At 65.0% G+C, this 548-nt stretch carries 1 protein-coding gene; it reads left to right on the forward strand.

Going from position 1 to position 548, the window contains the following annotated elements; translation table 11 throughout:
* On the forward strand, positions 1–548 hold a 548-nt coding region (locus tag EOA27_RS39480; RefSeq protein WP_245491425.1), incomplete at both ends, for a Mur ligase family protein.

A 548-nucleotide genomic window follows, 5' to 3' on the forward strand; every position in this document is an offset into this window, starting at 1 on the left:
GGACGTGCTTGCGGCCCTTGAGAAGCTCGGTGTGGCGGCCCGCGCCCGCTCGAAGGCCCGGATCATCGCGGTCACCGGCTCGGCCGGCAAGACAACCACCAAAGAAGCGCTGCGCCATGTGCTGTCGGCGGTCGGCAAGGTGCACGCCTCGGCGCAGTCGTTCAACAATCATTGGGGCGTGCCGCTGACGCTGGCGCGTATGCCGCAGGACTGCGACTTCGCGATCTTCGAGATCGGCATGAACCATTCCGGCGAGATCAGGCCGCTGGTCAGGATGGTCAGGCCGCATGTCGCCATCGTGACGATGATTGCCGCCGCCCATCTCGGCTTCTTCAAGAATCTGGACGAGATCGCCAGGGCGAAGGCGGAGATCTTCGAGGGCTTGGAGCCCGACGGCGCCGCGCTGCTCAATCGTGACGACCAGCGCTGGAAGCTGCTTGAGAAGATGGCGAAGGAGGCCGGCGTCGAGCACGTCTTCGGCTTCGGCGAGAATGCCCGTTCAACCTTCCGGCTGACCGGCTGCGAGCTCTACGCCGATCACTCAGACA

This window comes from Mesorhizobium sp. M2A.F.Ca.ET.037.01.1.1 (genome assembly GCF_003998075.1).
Classification (GTDB): Bacteria; Pseudomonadota; Alphaproteobacteria; order Rhizobiales; family Rhizobiaceae; genus Mesorhizobium.